Origin of the sequence: Methyloversatilis universalis EHg5 (assembly GCF_000378945.1) — a bacterium.
GTDB classification, from domain to species: domain Bacteria; phylum Pseudomonadota; class Gammaproteobacteria; order Burkholderiales; family Rhodocyclaceae; genus Methyloversatilis; species Methyloversatilis universalis_A.
On sequence record NZ_KB900539.1, the window covers coordinates 2,360,114 to 2,376,270 of the forward strand.

The window sequence follows — 16,157 nt, forward strand, 5'->3', positions numbered from 1 at the left end:
CGAAAAAAAAGCGGGCTGCAGCCCGCTTTTTTTGCCCAGCCGCGAATGATCAGCGGTTGGCGACGTACATGGTGATTTCGAAGCCGAAACGCAGGTCGGTGGCCTTCGGGGTTTCCCAGTTCATGTCTGTCTCCTTGGAGGTGTTCGCTCATTCACTGCGGCTGCAGTGCATGGATCGAATACTGCGCCGCACCGGCCGCGACCACCTCCAAGCGGTCTGGAAAGACGGCTCAGGATTTTCTTGAGCGCAGGCTTTCGAACACCGCCGGCAGCATGCAGTTCTGCAGGCTGCGCTGCGCGAACAGATAGCGGCCGTCGCAGACGAAGCCCAGTTCCTGCCAGTCCACCGCGTCGTTCAGCAGTTCGGCGGCACGCGCCAGATCGGCCACCCCGGGCCGGGCGAACAGCGCCAGCACCGAGCCGTCGTAATCCGGACAGTCGTGCAGAAAAAAGGGTCGCGGCTTGCGGGTCTTGCCATTCACGTAGATGCGCGGCCCGCCGCTGCGGTGGTGCATGCGCCCCCACTGCCACCAGTTGTGTTCGCCGAAACTGCGTACCCGGCGCGCCAGCAGCCGCGGCTTGTGCCGCGCCAGCCAGTCGTTGCGCAGGTCGAAGTAGGCACGCCGGGTCTGGCCGGTATCCACGGTGCTGGAACAGACGAATTCCATATTGCCGTCCGGATGCACGAACACGTCGTCGGCACCGGACACCGCGCCCACCCGCACGTCAAACAGCGACGCCAGCGGTACCGTGTAGTCGCCGCGCAGAAACATGAGCTGGCCGCGTTCGCAATGAAAGCGGCGGCCGTCGTGCATGCGCCGGTCCATGCGGCCCTTCTCGAAACGGAATACCGCGCAGTTCGGCACGAAGGGGCCGAACACCCGGCTGTCGCCGGTCTCGATGAAATCGGTGATGCTGCCCTGGGCGTAAAGCCAGTCATTGAGCCGGCGCGCGGCGGTGAGCTTGATGAAGTCGCGCGGCACGATGAAGATGAGTTCGCCGCCCGGCTTCAGGTGACGTACGCACTTCTCGATGAAGAACAGGTAGAGGTTGCTGCGGCGGTCAAACAGCTCGCCGGGCAGGCGCGCCCGGGTGTCCGGCAGGATGTCCTGGTGGCGCACATAGGGCGGATTGCCGATCACGGTGTCGAACTGCTCGCTCACCGGATAGGCGAAGAAGTCCATCACCTGTGCGCCGGCCGGCGCGACCGAAGGATCGATCTCGATCGCGGTGCAGCCGGGAATGCGCGTCGCGAAGGCGCCGTCACCCGCCGACGGCTCCAGCGTACGGCCACGATTGCGGCGCAGCGCCAGCATGCGTTCGACCACATCGTTCCGGGTGAAGACCTGTCCGAGTATTTCGACCCGGTGATTCCTTTCGTTCATGAGTCAATTGTCCCATGCGGCGCAGCATGTGAGGCAGCCGGGCATGGGCTAACATCGCTCCCCCGCGCACTTTCACTGCATCCGCCCATGCTGCACGCCCCGATGGAACCGTTCGATCACGGCTGGCTCGAGGTCGGCCACGGCCATCGCGTGTATTACGAACAGTGCGGCAACCCGGACGGGCGCCCGGCGCTGTATCTGCACGGCGGCCCCGGCTCCGGCTGTTCGCCACGCCAGCGGCGTTTCTTCGATCCGGAAAAGTGGCGCGTGGTGCTGTTCGACCAGCGCGGCTGCGGACGCAGCACCCCGCTGGGCCACACCGAACACAACCACAGCGATGCGCTGATCGCCGACATCGAGGCGCTGCGCCACTACCTGGGCATCGCGCAGTGGCTGGTGTTCGGCGGCTCGTGGGGTGCGACCCTGGCCGCCGCCTACGTCGCCCGCCACCGCGAAGCCTGCAGCGGCGTGCTGCTGCGCGGACTGTTTCTCGGCGGCCGTGAGGACATCGAGTGGTTCTTCCACGGTGCAGCCGCCCTCGCCCCCGAAGCGCACGACGCCTTCATGCAGGCGGTGCCGGCCCGCTGGCGCCGACGCGTCGTCACCTGGCTGGACCGCGTGTTCTCCGCCGGCGAGGTGGCCCGCATCGACCCTGCGGTACGGGCCTGGCGCGCCTGGGAACACGCGCTGGGCGTGTGGCCGGAACGCACGGTGCCGGCCGAGCCGACGCAGGACGAATGGCCGCTGCTGCGCGCGCGCTACCGGGTGCAGAGCCACTATCTCGCGCACCGCTGCTTCCTTGGCGAAGCACGGGTGCTGGACGCGCTTGCGCGCCTGCGCGGCCTGCCGGTGGCTTTCATCCACGGCACGAACGACCTGATCTGCCGGCCGCAGAACGCCGCACGCGCTCACCGCTCGCTGGCCGGCAGCCGGCTCGCATGGGCACAGGGCGCCGGCCACGACCCCTTCCACCCGGCCAGTCTGGCGCTGATCGGATCAGCGCTGGACGCGCATGCGCGCGACGGTCATTTCGACGCCTGGCCCGGAGACGGTGCATGAGCCTGCGGCTGAAGCTGAACCTGCTGATCGCGCTGGTCATCCTCACCTTCACCAGCACCATGCTCACGCTGGAACTGATGGGCACCCGGCGCGCGGTGGGCGAAGAGATCGAGGCCGCCAACCGGGTAGCGACCCAGCTGCTGTCGCGGGTGGCGCTGGTGTACGCCAATATGGGTTCGCCGGCCCTGGTCGACTTCCTGCACCGGCTGGGCCGGGTGCGCGCCACCGAAATCCACCTGCTGGACAGCGGCGGCAACCTGCTCTACACCTCGCCGCCCTCGCCCTACAAGGCCGGCCGCGACGCGCCGGACTGGTATTCGAACGCCATCCTGCCCAAGCGGCCGCTGCAGGAAATCACGCTCGGCGACGGCGCCCGGCTGGTGATCGCGGCCGACGCCTCGCGCGCCATCCTCGACGGGTGGGACGAAGCACTGCAGCTGCTCATCGTCGGCTCGATCGCGCTGCTGCTCGGCAACGGCATCGTGTTCTGGCTGGTCGGACGCGAGGTGCGACCGTTCAGCACCATCGTCCGCGGTCTGGAACAGATGCGTGCCGGCGACTACCACACCCGACTGCCACCGCTGCCGGGCAAGGAAGCCGGTTCGATGGCCCAGGCCTTCAACCGCATGGCGCAGTCGATCGAGGACAATATGAACGCGCGGCAGGAGGCGCTGGAGGCGCGCAGCAATCTGGAAGAGAACCGCGAACTGACCCAGTTCATCCAGAGCCGCATCGAAGAAGAGCGCCGCGACATCGCACGCGAACTGCACGACGAAATGGGCCAGGCGGTCACCGCGATCAAGAGCATGGGGCTGGCGATCGCACGGCGCGATGCGCAGACCGACCCGCGCAGCGCCGAGGCAGCGAATCTGATCGTCGATACCGCCAATCACCTGTACGACGTGATGCACAGCATCATCCCGAAACTGCGGCCGCTGGCGCTGGACAATCTCGGGCTGGAGGACGCGCTGGAAGATCTGGTGTCGGAGTGGCGGCGCCATCATCCGGACATGGAATTTGCACTGACGCTGCGCGATCTGCCCGAATCGCCCGGCGATTCGTTCAAGCTGGCGGCCTACCGCATCGTGCAGGAAGCGGTGACCAACGCGCTGAAGCACGCCCATGCCCGGAAAATCATGATTTCACTGGCCGGCACGGAACGCGGGCTGCAGGTGCAGGTCGAGGACGACGGTGCCGGGCTGGCCGAGGGATGGGCGCAGAAGCGCGGCCACCACGGCGTGCGCGGCATGCGTGAACGCGCGCAGGCGCTGGGCGGCGATCTGGCACTGCAGCCACGCGAAGGTGGCGGCACCCGCGTCAGCGCACGGCTGCCGATGGATTGAAGGGGGAAACCGAATGGGCGTGATGGGACCGATCAAGGTCATGCTGGTGGACGATCACGCGGTCGTCCGCATGGGATTCAAGCTGCTGCTCGCGGCCTGCGAGGACATCGAGGTGATCGGCGAGGCGGACAGCGGCGAAGCGGCCTACCAGCGCTATGCCGAACTGAAGCCGGACGTGATCGTGATGGACCTGTCCATGCCCGGCATGGGCGGCATCGAGGCGGTGCGCCGGCTCACCGCACGCGACAAGGGCGTGCGCATCCTGGCGCTGTCGGCACACGAGGACACCGCGCATCCGAAACGAGTGCTCAAGGCCGGCGCCACCGGCTACCTGTCGAAGCGCGGGGCGCCGGAAGCGCTGATCGACGCGGTGCGCACGGTGGCGGCGGGACGCATGTATCTGGATGCCGAAATCGCGCAGAAGCTGGCGATGCAGGACGTAACCGGCACGCAGAACCCGGTCGAAGCGCTGTCGGAGCGCGAGTTCGAAGTGTTCATCCACCTTGCGCGCGGCCAGTCGGTGAACCAGATCGCCGAAACCCTGCACCTGTCGACCTCCACGGTCGGCACCCATCTGTACAACGTGAAACAGAAGCTCGGTGCGTCCAACCAGGCCGAACTGACGCTGATCGCGCTGCGAAATGGGCTTATTGAGGCCTGATCGAGGCCTGATCGAAGCCCAGACAAAGTCCTGAGCGCAACCTGAGCCAGGCCCGGACGGGCCGGCTTCAGGCGTTCGGGAACGGACGCCTGAAGCGCTCCGTCCCGTTCCCGCCGGCAACCCGCCCCCTCCTCTGGAGTGCGCCTGAACACGCACCGTCCCGGTGCATACTCCCGGCAGTCTGCCGTCCGCCTGTGCGCGCCTCCGCACTCCGGCGTGCGGATTGCAACAGCTGCGCCCGCGCTCTTCCCCTTTCGCCGTTGAAGCCTGAAACGTCGTTTCACCGGCTTTCGATGCTGCACCGCACACACCAGCCGCCGTCCGTCGGCGCCAGACGGCGCGCACCGGGTATCTCCGATGAATGCCGCATGTGCCGGTGCCCATTGGTCACCGCCGTCTGACGCGTTCTGGCACGGATCACGCTTTAATTTGTGCGATGCACCATCACATATCCACTGACACAGGTTTGCCCTTCATGTCCCGTTAGTCCATCTGTCACCGCCCGACGCTCAGGCCGAGGGTGGCTCAACTGGAGATCACCATGCGTATCCTCGGCCTGCTGCTCATGCTCACTGTCGCGCCCGGCGCCCATGCCGACGCAGAGCGCTACCTTCAGCTGTCGATGCACATGGTGAAAGTGCTCGCCGCCAACGCGGACGGCCGGATCAACACCGGCACCGGCGTACAGCTGGACGAACGCACCCTGGTCACCAACTGCCACGTGGTCGGCGTTGCCCATCACGTGATCGTGGCCCGCGGCAGTACCGGTATGCCGGCGACCGCCCGCGTCGCTGATCGCCGTCACGATCTGTGCGTGATGAATACGCCGGTCGCCGCCGGTCGCCCTGCCGAGATCGGATCCAGCAGCGCGCTCAAGGTGGGCGATACGGTCTACGCGATGGGTTTTTCCGGCGGCAAATCGCTGTCGATGAGCGAGGGCCGGGTGACCGCACTGCACGACATGGATGGCGCCCGCGTGATCGAAACCGACGCGTCCTTCCAGCAGGGGGCGTCCGGCGGCGCGCTGTTCGATGGCGAAGGCCGCATGGTGGGCGTGCTCACCTTCTTCATCCCCGGCCTGAAGCGGCATTTCGCAGTACCGGCCGACTGGCTGGCCGAGGCGCTGGCGGCCTCCGGCGAAATGCCGCTGCCGCTGGCCATCGGCGCCGCACCCTTCTGGGCTGCGGCAGATGCGGACAAACCTTACTTCCTGCGCGCCATACAGCACGAGAACGACGGTGACTGGGGCCGCCTGCAGGCGGTGGCGAAAGAATGGGTGGACGCCGAACCGAACAACCGCGCGGCGATCGAGGCAGCGGTGCGCGCCAGCCACCTGCCCGCTCCGCACTGAGACCGGGGCGAGAGGCCGGCCCTGACCCGCTTCATCCGTGCCGGCGCAGTGTCGGCAGCAGCGCCCGCGCGTTGTCCCGGGTAATGGCGCGCACCCCGCTTTCCGTCAGGCCGACCGACTGCAGGTCACGCACGGTTTCTGCCAGCGGCACGAAGGGATTGTCGCTGCCCAGCAATATCTGCGACAGCGGGACAAAACTGGTGAGTGCGGCAAGGGCCGGCCGGTTGGCGCTACCGGCCAGATCGAACCAGTGCCGGGCCAGTTCCCTTTCCACGCCCTGCGGGGCGAGCGATGGCAGATTGGCCGGACCGTACTGCTTCATGCGGCCGATCATCATCGGCATGGTGCCGCCGGCGTGGGTGAAGATGAAACGGATGTCCCGATAGCGGGCGAAAGTGCCGGTAAAGAGCATATTAGTGATCGCGCGCGCGGTGTCCTGCGGCACCTCTGCAATCATGGGTGCGACATCCGGCATCAGGTTGCGACAGCAGATCGGCGCGGTCGGGTGTACGAACACGACCGCCTTCCTGCGGTTGAGCTCTTCGAATACGGTGTCGTATGCGGGATTGCCCAGCCACTTGTCGCCGTAGCTGGTCATCAGGCCGATGCCATCAGCCTTCAGCACGTCCAGCGCGTATTCGATCTCCTTCAGGCTGCCTTCCTGATCAGGCAGCGGCAACACCGCGAACAGGCCGAAACGGCCACGGTACTTCGCACCCAGCCCGGCCGCGTAATCATTCACCTGGCGGGCGGTAAGGCGCGCAGCTGCCGCATCGCCGAACCACACCCCGGGCGAGGTCAGCGACAGCACCGCCGTAGCCACGCCGTTGGCATCCATCGCCTCGACCGCCTTGTCCGGCGTCCAGCTGAGCCAGGCCTGGCTCAGTCCGCCGCCGCGGACACCAGCAATCCTGTCCCGGTACTGTTCGAGATAGAACGGCGGAATATGATGGTGATGGACATCGATCGACCCGCCATCGCTGCCTGAGGGTGATGATGCGGAACGACAGGCGGACAGCCCCGCTGCCAGCCCCATGCCGACCAGACCGGACAGCACCCGGCGTCTTGGCGCGACATCGTGACCGCAGGTACAGGGCGCAAACAGGATGTTGCGAAAGAGATCGTCACCCATCGCTCACTCCATGTCTCGACAGCGGTTCGTCGAACAGCGGAAGGCGCTCAACCCGGCGGACGGCAGACAGCGCCCTGCCCGGACCCCATGCACGCTGATGCATGGAGCCCGGTGATGCGCAAACCTACTTCTGGACCACCACCGCCACCTTCTGCACCTGCACCTCCGGTGCCGAAGAATGCGCGGTCGTGCCCGCCGCCGACGGCAGCAGCGGCACGATGAGCAGTGCCACGATGTTGATGATCTTGATCAGCGGGTTCACGGCCGGGCCTGCAGTGTCCTTGTACGGATCACCCACGGTGTCGCCGGTCACCGCTGCCTTGTGCGCCTCGGAGCCCTTGCCGCCGAAGTGGCCGTCCTCGATGTACTTCTTCGCGTTGTCCCAGGCGCCACCGCCGGTGGTCATCGAGATCGCGACAAACAGGCCGGTCACAATAGTGCCCATCAGCACCCCGCCCAGCGCCTGCACGCCGGCCTGCGGCCCCATCAGGAAGGCGATGCCGAAGGCCACGACGACCGGCACCAGCACCGGCAGCAGCGAAGGCACCATCATTTCCTTGATCGCCGCCACGGTGAGCATGTCGACCGCGCGCGAATAGTCGGGCTTGGCCGTGCCTTCCATGATGCCGGGGATTTCCTTGAACTGGCGACGCACTTCGACCACCACCGCACCTGCGGAACGGCCGACCGCTTCCATCGCCATCGCGCCGAACAGGTAGGGAATCAGGCCGCCGATGAACAGTCCGATGATGACCGCCGGATTGGCCAGATCGAAGGCCACGCTGTGGCCGACCGCTTCCAGCGCGTGGGTGTAGTCGGCGAACAGCACCAGCGCGGCCAGACCGGCCGAGCCGATGGCATAGCCCTTGGTCACCGCCTTGGTGGTGTTGCCGACCGCGTCCAGCGGATCGGTCACCGCGCGCACCGAATCCGGCAGTTCCGCCATCTCGGCGATGCCGCCGGCGTTGTCGGTGATCGGGCCGTAGGCGTCGAGCGCGACGATGATGCCGGACATGCTCAGCATCGAGGTGGCCGCGATCGCGATGCCGTACAGGCCGCCCAGCGTGTAGGCCGCCCAGATCGCCGCGCACACCGCCAGCACCGGCCAGGCGCAGGACTTCATCGACACGCCGAGGCCGGCGATGATGTTGGTGCCGTGACCGGTGGTCGAGGCCTCCGCGATGTGCTTCACCGGCCTGAAGTCGGTGCCGGTGTAGTACTCGGTGATCACCACCATCAGACCAGTGAGCACCAAGCCCACGACCGCCGCGCCGTACAGCCGCATCTGCGCGCCGTCGTAGATGCCCATCGAGGCATTCAGCGCGTCGTCCGGCATCAGCATCGTGGTCAGCGGGTAGAAGGCGATCAGCGCCAGCACACCGGCGACGATGAGGCCGCGGTAGAGGCCGTTCATGATCTTCTGGCCCGGCTTGGTCTTGACGAACATGCAGCCGATGATGGAGGCGATGATGGAGAAGCCGCCCAGCGCCAGCGGATAGATCACCGCCGCCTCGGCGTTCGACTTCAGCATCAGCGCGCCAAGCAGCATGGTGGCCACCGTGGTCACCGCATAGGTTTCGAACAGGTCGGCCGCCATGCCGGCGCAGTCACCGACGTTGTCACCCACGTTGTCGGCGATCACCGCCGGATTGCGCGGATCGTCTTCCGGTATGCCCGCTTCGACCTTGCCCACCAGATCGGCGCCGACATCTGCACCCTTGGTGAAGATGCCGCCCCCCAGACGGGCGAAGATCGAAATGAGCGACGAGCCGAAGCCCAGGCCGATCAGCGGATGGATGATCTGGTCGATCGCCGCGCCATGCGCGGCCGAACCCTTCAGGATGGCGTAATACCCCGCCACGCCGAGCAGGCCCAGACCGACCACCAGCATGCCGGTGATGGCCCCGCCGCGGAAGGCAACGTCGAACGCTTCGGAGATGCCCTTGCGCGCGGCTTCCGCGGTGCGCACGTTGGAGCGCACCGACACGTTCATGCCGATGTAGCCGGCCGCGCCCGACAGCACCGCGCCGATGACGAAACCGGCAGCGGTCGATACGCCGAGCGTGGCAGCGAGCAGGACGGTGAGGATGACGCCGACAATGCCGATGGTGCGGTACTGCCTGTTGAGGTAGGCCTTCGCCCCCTCCTGCACCGCATCGGCAATCTCGCGCATGCGCGGATTGCCTGTGGGTTGGGCAAGAATCCACTTGCTGGATACGGCGCCATAGACAATGGCCACCACGGCGCACACGAGTGCGAACCACAGACCGAAAGACGACGTCATCACCCCTCCTCTTGTTTTGACTGCGTGCAACGAAAGGACGGCGCTTTCACGTCGCCCCCGAAAGCAGCGAGCAACCTTGTGGGCTGCCGGTCAGCCGCCCCTGCGGCGCCTGACCTGGTATGTCATCCGCACGCCGGGGAGCGTGCGGCTACAAGCGGTGCGTCTTCGACCCGGTCAGCCTGCGAACGGCGGCAGCGTGCGCGGCACGCTTTCGTTCTTCAGACTGACATAGGCCGGCAGTCCATTCACGTAGGGCGGGTAGTCCTCGCCTTCGATCAGGGGCTGCAGGTATTTCCGGCAGGCGTCGGTGATGCCGAAGCCGTCGTCGGAAATGAAATGCGCGGGCATCATCTTCTCGCGGTTCGCAACGTTCTGCAGTTGCGCCACGTCAATCTTCCATGCATACGGCGTGTCGGACACGCGCACGATGGCGGGCATGACCGCATTGCGGCCTTCGACCGCCAGTTCGACCGCGCGGCGGCCGAGCGCGTAGGCCTGCTCTGCGTCGGTGCCGGAGGCGATGTGGCGGCCGCTGCGCTGCAGGTAGTCCGGCAGCGCCCAGTGGTATTTGTGGCCGAGCTTCGTCTTGATCAGTTCGGCGATCTGCTGACCGACGCCGCCCAGCTGGGCGTGGCCGAAGGCGTCACGCGTTCCGGACTCGGCCAGCAGCTTGCCGTCGGCGCCACGCAGGCCTTCGGACACCGCGATGGCGCAGAAGTCATGCTCGCGCACGCAGGCGTCGACGCGGGCCAGAAAGGCCGCCTCGTCGAACGGAATTTCGGGGAACAGCAGGATGTGAGGCGCCTCGCCCGGCGTGCGCGCGGCCAGACCGGCGGCGGCGGTGATCCAGCCGGCGTGCCGGCCCATCACTTCCATCACGAATATCTTGGTCGACGTGCGTGCCATGGAGGCGACGTCGAGACCGGCTTCCATCATCGACACCGCAACGTATTTCGCCACCGAACCGAAGCCCGGGCAGTTGTCGGTTTCGACCAGATCGTTATCCACCGTCTTCGGAATGCCGACGCAGGTGAGCGGGTAGAGCAGCTTTTCCGCGATCTGCGACACCTTCCACGCGGTGTCCATCGAATCGTTGCCGCCGTTGTAGAGGAACCAGCGGATGTCGTGCGCGCGAAACACCTCGATCAGCCGCTCGTACTGCGCACGGCTTTCTTCGAGGCCCTTCAGCTTGTAGCGGCAGGAGCCGAAGGCGCCGCCCGGCGTGTGACGCAGGGCGGCGATGGCCGCATCGCTTTCCAGCGAGGTGTCGATCAGGTCTTCGTGCAGCGCACCGAGGATGCCATTGCGCCCGGCGAACACCTTACCGATCACATCACCCCGTTCACGCGCGGCCTGGATGACACCGCAGGCGGTCGCGTTGATGACCGCGGTGACGCCACCGGACTGCGCGTAGAACAGGTTTGCGACCATGCGATCAGGCCAGCGAATCGAAGGCGCGCTGCTTCACTTCATCGACCGGACCGACGCCGGAAATGGCGCGGTACTTCGGTGCGCCCGGCTCGCCGCGCTGCGCCCAGCCGGAGTAGTACTCGACCAGCGGACGGGTCTGCGAGTGGTAAACGTCCAGACGCTTGCGCACCACTTCTTCGCGGTCATCGTCGCGCTGCACCAGCGGTTCGCCGGTCACGTCGTCGATGCCCTCGACCTTGGGCGGATTGAACACCACGTGATAGGTGCGGCCCGATGCGATGTGGGCGCGGCGACCGCTCATGCGGGTGATGATGTCCTGGTCCGGCACCTGGATTTCGAGCACGAAGTCGATCGGCACACCGGCCGCCTTCATCGCGTCGGCCTGCGGAATCGTGCGCGGGAAGCCGTCGAACATGTAGCCGGCCTTGCAGTCGTCGTCCTTCAGGCGGTCCTTGACCAGATTGATGATGAGGTCGTCGGACACCAGACCGCCAGCGTCCATCACCTTCTTCGCCTCGATGCCCAGCGGCGTGCCGGCCTTGACCGCGGCACGCAGCATGTCACCGGTGGAAATCTGGGGGATGTTGAAGCGTTCCTTGATGAAGGTCGCCTGAGTGCCTTTGCCTGCGCCCGGGGGGCCCAGAAGTATGAGACGCATGTCCTCTCCTGATGTGAGTCTGTTTTTGAATTCTGTTCGAACAGTGCGCGCACCTTGGCAAACGCAATGCCAGCGGGCGCGACGTTACCGCGCAACGGTGTGCGCGGTCAAACCGCAATGCGTCAGACCTGGCCGCCGGCAAACAGCGCGCGGACGCGTTCGAGGTCGTCCGGCGTATCGACGCCGGCATGCGGCATCGGCACGTCAGCCACCACGCGGATGCGGTAGCCGTGCCACAGCGCACGCAGCTGCTCGAGCGCCTCGACCTGCTCCATCGGCGCCGGATCGAGGCGCGCATTGCGCTGCAGGAAACGCACGCGGTAGGCATAGATGCCGATATGCCGCTGGGCGCCAAGACCCACCGGCAGCGTGTCGCGCGAGGCGGCGAAGGCGTCGCGCGCCCAGGGAATCGGCGCACGCGAGAAATACATCGCGCGGCCGTGGATGTCGCTGATCACCTTCACCACCGCCGGATTGAAGAAATCCGCGCTGTCGGTGATCGCGCTGCTGGCGGTGGCGATGGAGGACTCCGGATCCTGGTCCAGCGCCTGCGCAACTTGTCGTATCAGGTCGGGGTCGATCAGCGGTTCGTCACCCTGCACATTCACCACCACGGTAGCCGGCGACCAGCCCAGCTGTTCCGCCACCTCGGCGATGCGGTCGGTGCCGGTGGCGTGGTCACTGCGGGTCATCACCGCCTCGAAACCGTGAGCACGCACCGCGTCGGCGATGCCTTCGTGATCGGTGGCGACCACCAGCGCGTCGGCACCGCTCTGCGCCGCCCGCTGTGCCACCCGCACGATCATGGGCAGACCGCCGATGTCGAGCAGCGGCTTGCCGGGCAGCCGGGTCGAGGCATGGCGGGCGGGAATGACGACCTTGAACATGATGCCTCCCCGCGCTTCAGGCGCTGCGGCCGGACGGCTCGCGCAGCGCTGCGACTTCGTCCTCGCTCATTTCGCGCGCTTCGTCCTCCAGCATGACCGGAATGCCGTCGCGTATCGGGTAGGCCAGACGGCTGGCCTTGCACTGCAGTTCGTTGCGCGCACGGTCCAGCACCAGAGGTGCCTTGGTGACCGGGCAGACGAGAATTTCAAGAAGACGTGGATCCATGCTTCAACTCCGCGAGGCGGCCCAGAACAAAGGCCGCCAGATCAGGGTCGAGGCGAGCCTCGACCGGCAGCACCCAGATCGGGGTGCTCAACAAACCGTGACATTTTACCGCGTCCTTCTCGGTCAGCAGCAGTGCATCGCACTCCGGGAACGCGACATCCTGCGGCTGATACACGTGATGGTCGGGAAACGGATGCGCGACGAAATTCAGCCCGAGCGCACGCAGATGGTCGAAAAAGCGCGCGGGCTCGCCGATGCCGGCCAGCGCATGCAGGCGCAGGCCGCGCAGATCCTGTGCGTCGGCGGTGCGCTCCGGTGCGTCGAGGCGATGGAAGACGCGGCCTTCCAGACGCATGCGGAAGGTCGGCTGCCCGCTTGCCAGCGCTTCGGCCGTGCCATTGAGCACCACCGCATCCACCGTGCGCAGCCGCGCCGGCGGTTCGCGCAGCGGACCGGCCGGCAGCAGCAGGCGATTCATCAGGCCGCGCCGGTCCACCACCGCAATTTCGATGTCGCGCGCCAGCGCGTAGTGCTGCAGGCCGTCGTCGCACAGCACCAGATCGCATTCGGGATGCGCGGCCAGCCCGGCCAGCGCCGCAGCCGCACGCTGTCGGCCCTGCCACACCGGTACGCCCGAGCGGCGCGCCAGCAGCACCGCTTCGTCGCCCGACCGGGTGGCATCGCCGTCGGCGGACACCGGGTGCGGCGTATCGGCCTCGCCACCGTAGCCGCGGGTCACGATCAGCGGCCGGTAGCCGCGCGCGCTCAGTTCGCGCGCCAGATGCAGCGTGAGCGGCGTCTTGCCTGCGCCGCCGGCGATGATATTGCCGACCACCACCACCGGCACCGGCAGGCGGGTGCTTCGGAGCAGGCCGGCGGCAAAGGCCGCGCGGCGGACGGCCGCCACGAGACCGAACAGCATGGAAAGCGGCCACAGCAGCCAGGCAGCGATGCCACGGCTGCGCCACAGCGCAGGCGCGCTGTTCATCGGCCGCCGGACGCGTCCGACTGGGTGGCGAATGAAATGCCGGCGATGCCGGCCCGCTGGGCCGCCTGCATCACGTCGATGGACGACTGCAGACGCGCATCGCGGTCGGATGAAATGATGACCACCGGATCCTTGCGGCCCGCCGCCGCCCGGCCCAGCGCCTCGGCCAGCGCGTCGCTGCCGCGGCCGGCCACCGGCTGGCGGTTGATCAGGATTTCGCCGCGCGCGGTGATGAGCACGTTGATTTCGCGGTCGTTCGCCTGCGACTCCGGCGCCTCGGCGCTGGGCAGCGTGATCTCCAGGCCGGCAGTCTTCGAATACGTGGTGGTCACCATCAGGAAGATGAGGATGACCAGCAGCACATCGATCAGCGGGATCAGATTGATTTCGAGCTCTTCGCGCCCGCGGCCGCGTCGGAAATTCATCGCCGGCCCTTACTTCGCTGCACGCTCGCCGTGCACCACCTCGACCAGCTTCACCGCCTGCTGCTCCATATCGACCACGAAGTCGTCGACCCGGCCACGGAAGTAGCGGTGGAAGATGAGCGCCGGAATCGCCACCAGCAGGCCGAAGCCGGTGTTGTACAGCGCGATCGAGATGCCGCTGGCCAGCTGTTGCGGATTGCTGCCGGTGGCGGTCTGCGAGCCGAAGATTTCGATCATGCCCACCACGGTGCCGAACAGGCCCATCAGCGGCGCCGCGGCGGCGATGGTGCCCAGCGTGTTCAGATAGCGCTCCAGGAAGTGCGCCACCGCGCGGCCTTCTTCCTCGATTGCTTCCTTCATGACTTCGCGGGTGGCGCGCACATTGCGCAGGCCGGCTGCGAACACCCGGCCGAGCGGCGAGTGCGCGGCGACGCGGCGTATCATGTCCGGGTCGGGCTGCCTGCCCTTGAGATCGGTCAGGATGGATTCCAGCAGCGCATCCGGCACCACCTTGCTGCGGCGCAGACTGGCGAGGCGTTCGATGATCAGCGCGACGGCGATGACGGAAGCCGCGATCAGCGGCCAGATCGGCCAACCGGCCGCGCGGATGATGTCGAACACGTGCGCTTTCCTTCGCTGAACAAGCCGCGAAATGTAGCCTGAGCGGATACGGGGCGGCAACCCTGCCGAAGCGCTGTTCGAAGGCCTGCCAGGGTTATCCACAGAAATTGTGGATAACTGTGTGGGTTTCGTCTGGGCGGATACGCTAAACCGCCCGCCGAAAAGATTTTTTCTTACGCCGATCAAAAATTAAGCTTCGATGACAGCCGGGTCGGACACGTCACCACCCGCGACACACGCGCTACAGATTCCATGTCTTCCGATTTTCCGACCACTGCCGCGGACCTGCGCGGAGAAACGTCCGCCATCGCCGTATCCGAGCTCGCGCGACGCGCACGCATCACGCTGGAACGCCAGTTTCCGGTGCTCTGGGTACGCGGTGAGCTGTCCGGCGTCACCCGCGCGGCCTCCGGCCACCTCTACTTCTCGCTGAAGGACGACGCGGCACAGCTGCGCTGCGTCATGTTCCGCAGCCGCAGCCAGCTGCTGCCCTTCGAACCGCGTGCCGGACTGCAGGTTGAGGTGCGCGCCCAGGTTTCGCTGTACGAACCGCGCGGCGACTTCCAGCTCACGGTGGACGCGATGCGTCAGGCCGGTGTCGGCGGGCTGTTCGAAGCTTTCCTGCGCCTGAAGGCGAAGCTGGAGGCGGAAGGCCTGTTCGACGCCGCGCGCAAGCGGCCGCTGCCGCCGCTGCCGGCCCGCATCGCGGTGGTCACCTCACCCTCGGCCGCCGCACTGCGCGATGTGCTGGCCACGCTGGCGCGACGCGCCCCGCACGTCGAACTCGTGCTCGTGCCCTGTCTTGTACAGGGCGTCGAGGCGCCGGCACGGATCGCCGCCGCGCTGGCCGCCGCCGGCCGCTGTGATGCGGATCTGGTACTGCTGGTACGCGGCGGCGGATCGGCCGAAGACCTGGCGGCCTTCAACGACGAGCGTGTGGCGCGCGCCATCGCCGCCTGCCCGCTGCCGGTGGTGAGCGGCGTCGGTCACGAGACCGATTTTTCGATTGCCGATTTCGTGGCCGATCTGCGCGCCGCCACACCGACCGCCGCGGCCGAAATCGTCAGCACCGGCCACGTCGATGCCGCGCGCCGGCTGCACGCGCTGGCCGAACGGCTGGGCCGCGCGCAGCGCGACCGGCTGGACCGGCTCGGACGCCGGCTGGACGATCTGGCCGAGCGCCTGCATGCGCCGGCACGTCAGCTCGCGCTCGCCCGCGAGCGGCTGGACGCGCTGCACGGCCGGATGCGCCGCGCCGGGGCCAGTCAGCTCCGGCAGGCACAGAACCGGACCGAAGGTCTGACGCTGCGGCTGCGCGGCAGCCGGCCGGCGCTGGACATGCGGCGGGCCGGACTGGCCCGGCTGCGGGATCATCTGCAGCAGGCGGCAGGCAGCCACCTGGACGACGCCCGCCAGCGACTGCGGCTGGCAGCGGCCCAGCTCGGTCAGCTCGATCCGGGCGCCGTGCTGTCGCGCGGCTATGCGCTGGTGCGCGACAGCGAAGGCCGCATCGTGCGTGACGCGGCCAGCCTGACGGTCGGCCAGCCGGTGCGGCTGCAGTTCGGCCAGGGCGGCGCCGACGCCGATATCACCCGGCTGAGGGATAAGGACTGAAAGAGACTGAAAAGGACAGAAAGCGTACGCACCGCGAACTGAGGGCTGAAACCGCCTTGTACTCGAAACACACCCGACCTAAACTCTCGCCC

The 16,157-nt window shown here is 67.0% G+C and carries 16 protein-coding genes; 5 read left to right on the top strand and 11 right to left on the bottom strand.

Annotation, left to right across the window (positions count from 1 at the left end; genetic code table 11):
* Nucleotides 1–49: 49 nt before the first annotated feature.
* Both pqqA and METUNV2_RS0110875 read right to left on the bottom strand, forming a co-directional pair.
* The gene (gene pqqA / locus METUNV2_RS19625) at nt 50–124 is read right to left on the bottom strand and encodes a pyrroloquinoline quinone precursor peptide PqqA (RefSeq protein WP_008060153.1); all 75 of its coding nucleotides are present in this window, start codon (nt 122–124) and stop codon (nt 50–52) included.
* Nucleotides 125–230: 106 nt separating this feature from the next.
* On the bottom strand, nt 231–1,385 hold the full coding sequence (locus METUNV2_RS0110875; protein ID WP_018229505.1) for a class I SAM-dependent methyltransferase: 1,155 nt from the start codon (nt 1,383–1,385) through the stop codon (nt 231–233).
* Between the two features lie 87 nt (nt 1,386–1,472).
* Between METUNV2_RS0110875 and pip the strand changes: the two genes are divergently transcribed.
* From pip to METUNV2_RS0110895, 4 genes are all read left to right on the top strand, one after another.
* Nucleotides 1,473–2,444, top strand: coding sequence for a prolyl aminopeptidase (pip, locus tag METUNV2_RS0110880; RefSeq protein WP_018229506.1), 972 nt, complete (start codon nt 1,473–1,475; stop codon nt 2,442–2,444).
* Entirely contained in the window at nt 2,441–3,787 is a 1,347-nt protein-coding gene (locus METUNV2_RS0110885; protein WP_018229507.1) for an ATP-binding protein, read from the top strand. The genes pip and METUNV2_RS0110885 overlap by 4 nt, the downstream gene beginning before the upstream one ends.
* A 22-nt stretch (nt 3,788–3,809) precedes the next feature.
* The gene (locus tag METUNV2_RS0110890) at nt 3,810–4,448 is read left to right on the top strand and encodes a response regulator (protein ID WP_026188076.1); all 639 of its coding nucleotides are present in this window, start codon (nt 3,810–3,812) and stop codon (nt 4,446–4,448) included.
* 541 nt (nt 4,449–4,989) lie between these two features.
* On the top strand, nt 4,990–5,799 hold the full coding sequence (locus tag METUNV2_RS0110895) for a S1C family serine protease (RefSeq protein WP_018229509.1): 810 nt from the start codon (nt 4,990–4,992) through the stop codon (nt 5,797–5,799).
* A 31-nt stretch (nt 5,800–5,830) separates the two neighbouring features.
* On the opposite strand, the gene METUNV2_RS0110900 is transcribed toward METUNV2_RS0110895, so the two are convergent.
* The 9 genes from METUNV2_RS0110900 to METUNV2_RS0110940 all read right to left on the bottom strand — a co-directional run bounded on the left by METUNV2_RS0110900 (nt 5,831) and on the right by METUNV2_RS0110940 (nt 14,451).
* The gene (locus METUNV2_RS0110900) at nt 5,831–6,931 is read right to left on the bottom strand and encodes an amidohydrolase family protein (RefSeq protein WP_018229510.1); all 1,101 of its coding nucleotides are present in this window, start codon (nt 6,929–6,931) and stop codon (nt 5,831–5,833) included.
* A gap of 124 nt (nt 6,932–7,055) precedes the next feature.
* Entirely contained in the window at nt 7,056–9,215 is a 2,160-nt protein-coding gene (locus tag METUNV2_RS19115) for a sodium-translocating pyrophosphatase (protein WP_018229511.1), read from the bottom strand.
* Nucleotides 9,216–9,389: 174 nt separating this feature from the next.
* Entirely contained in the window at nt 9,390–10,646 is a 1,257-nt protein-coding gene (locus tag METUNV2_RS0110910) for a 6-phosphofructokinase (protein WP_018229512.1), read from the bottom strand.
* Nucleotides 10,647–10,650: 4 nt separating this feature from the next.
* Entirely contained in the window at nt 10,651–11,304 is a 654-nt protein-coding gene (gene adk / locus METUNV2_RS0110915; protein WP_018229513.1) for an adenylate kinase, read from the bottom strand.
* Nucleotides 11,305–11,426: 122 nt separating this feature from the next.
* Nucleotides 11,427–12,191, bottom strand: a complete 765-nt coding sequence (gene kdsB, locus METUNV2_RS0110920) for a 3-deoxy-manno-octulosonate cytidylyltransferase (protein WP_018229514.1) — start codon at nt 12,189–12,191, stop codon at nt 11,427–11,429.
* A gap of 16 nt (nt 12,192–12,207) precedes the next feature.
* On the bottom strand, nt 12,208–12,417 hold the full coding sequence (locus tag METUNV2_RS0110925) for a Trm112 family protein (protein ID WP_008060169.1): 210 nt from the start codon (nt 12,415–12,417) through the stop codon (nt 12,208–12,210).
* A complete protein-coding gene (gene lpxK, locus METUNV2_RS0110930) occupies nt 12,398–13,405 on the bottom strand; it encodes a tetraacyldisaccharide 4'-kinase (RefSeq protein WP_018229515.1) in 1,008 nt (335 codons plus the stop codon). The genes METUNV2_RS0110925 and lpxK overlap by 20 nt, the downstream gene beginning before the upstream one ends.
* Nucleotides 13,402–13,830 carry an ExbD/TolR family protein gene (locus METUNV2_RS0110935; RefSeq protein ID WP_018229516.1) on the bottom strand — a complete coding sequence of 143 codons (429 nt, stop codon included), beginning with the start codon at nt 13,828–13,830 and terminating at the stop codon, nt 13,402–13,404. The genes lpxK and METUNV2_RS0110935 overlap by 4 nt, the downstream gene beginning before the upstream one ends.
* 9 nt (nt 13,831–13,839) lie before the next feature.
* Entirely contained in the window at nt 13,840–14,451 is a 612-nt protein-coding gene (locus METUNV2_RS0110940; RefSeq protein WP_018229517.1) for a MotA/TolQ/ExbB proton channel family protein, read from the bottom strand.
* A gap of 252 nt (nt 14,452–14,703) precedes the next feature.
* Between METUNV2_RS0110940 and xseA the strand changes: the two genes are divergently transcribed.
* Nucleotides 14,704–16,065 carry an exodeoxyribonuclease VII large subunit gene (xseA, locus tag METUNV2_RS0110945; protein ID WP_018229518.1) on the top strand — a complete coding sequence of 454 codons (1,362 nt, stop codon included), beginning with the start codon at nt 14,704–14,706 and terminating at the stop codon, nt 16,063–16,065.
* Nucleotides 16,066–16,157: the final 92 nt, after the last annotated feature.